This window comes from Ralstonia sp. ASV6 (assembly GCF_016429285.1).
In the GTDB taxonomy this organism is placed as follows: domain Bacteria; phylum Pseudomonadota; class Gammaproteobacteria; order Burkholderiales; family Burkholderiaceae; genus Ralstonia; species Ralstonia flaminis.
This window is the reverse complement of sequence record NZ_JAELUI010000320.1, coordinates 1-1,118: the sequence shown is the minus strand read 5'-3', so window position 1 is coordinate 1,118 and position 1,118 is coordinate 1. Positions and strand designations below refer to the sequence as shown.

Below are 1,118 nucleotides of genomic sequence, written 5' to 3'. Positions count from 1 at the left end.
GGCCCGCACCGCGCGCGGCCCGCATATCGCAATACGGTGGAAGACTCGATCTACCTGGATACGGCTGCGCAAGGGCGGGGTGTCGGTACGCTGCTGCTGCAGGCGCTCATTGCCGAATGCCAGGCACGCGGGTTCAAGCAGATGGTGGCCGTTGTCGGTGGCGGGCATGAGAACCCTGGGTCAGCCAAGCTGCACGCCCGCTGCGGGTTCCGCGAGGTGGGTGTGCTGGAGAGCGTGGGCTACAAGTTCGGGCGTTGGCTGGACTGCTTGCTCATGCAGCGGGCATTGTGAGGTACGTAGGGCTGTGCTGGGCTGCGTTGCTCGGTGGTGAGCCCCCACGCGTTGCGGGTTGTGCGAAGAATACGGATCAGTGCTTCGTTCATGCAGAAATAGGTGTGTGAGTCGGCGTGTTCAGGCGTCCGCGCGCAGGACTACGGCCAGATACATCGTGGCCCCGGCTAGCAAGCCCATGCCGATAACGAGCAACCAGTCGACCAGGGCGGCGTGTTCATCCACCCATTGAGGGGTGTCCTGCCTTATGCCGTGCTTCATGCGGATCTCCATGTCAGAGCAGGTGCTCAAGCGCGTGCAGCGCAACACCAAGCAGGGCGATGCCGATCAGCAGATCGATGCGCCGATGTTCCAGCCAACTCCGGTGAGCTCGACGTTGCATCATGCCGCCATGTGGATATACGTGGCGCCAAGACCGCGGTCAGCGCAATCCATGACGTCGGCAATCCGGGTCTGGCAGACCGGGCGTTCCATCAGCATGCTCACATTGACCATTGTGCTCCCCTCGCGCTGTGTGCCTCGCCATTTTAGATATTTCTAATCGATTGTCAAGATAAATCTAATAGCTCGCGTTTAGAATGTTGCGGACGCGCATAAAAAAACCCGCCGAAGCGGGTTTGTGTGTGCTGAGGGGAAGGAGTCGTGGCGCCGCTCAGAAGTCGCCCATGCCTGACCGGTACTTGACCCGACCCACGATGTCGATGTGCTCGAGCTGCTCGGGGATCACCATGAACGGGTCGTGCTTCTCCTTGTTGTCGCTCACCACGCGGATCGACCCGTCGGGCAGGCGGAACAGGCGCTTGACGAGCATCTCTCCGCAGTAGACC

General features: G+C 61.1%; 2 protein-coding genes. One reads left to right on the top strand and one right to left on the bottom strand.

From position 1 onward, the window contains the following. Positions 1 to 291: GNAT family N-acetyltransferase (locus tag JHD73_RS27840; protein ID WP_199033351.1), on the top strand; the 291-nt coding region annotated here is incomplete at its 5' end. Between the two features lie 120 nt (positions 292 to 411). On the opposite strand, the gene JHD73_RS27835 is transcribed toward JHD73_RS27840, so the two are convergent. Continuing rightward, on the bottom strand, positions 412 to 582 hold the full coding sequence (locus JHD73_RS27835) for a hypothetical protein (RefSeq protein ID WP_199033350.1): 171 nt from the start codon (positions 580 to 582) through the stop codon (positions 412 to 414). Positions 583 to 1,118 lie beyond the last annotated feature (536 nt).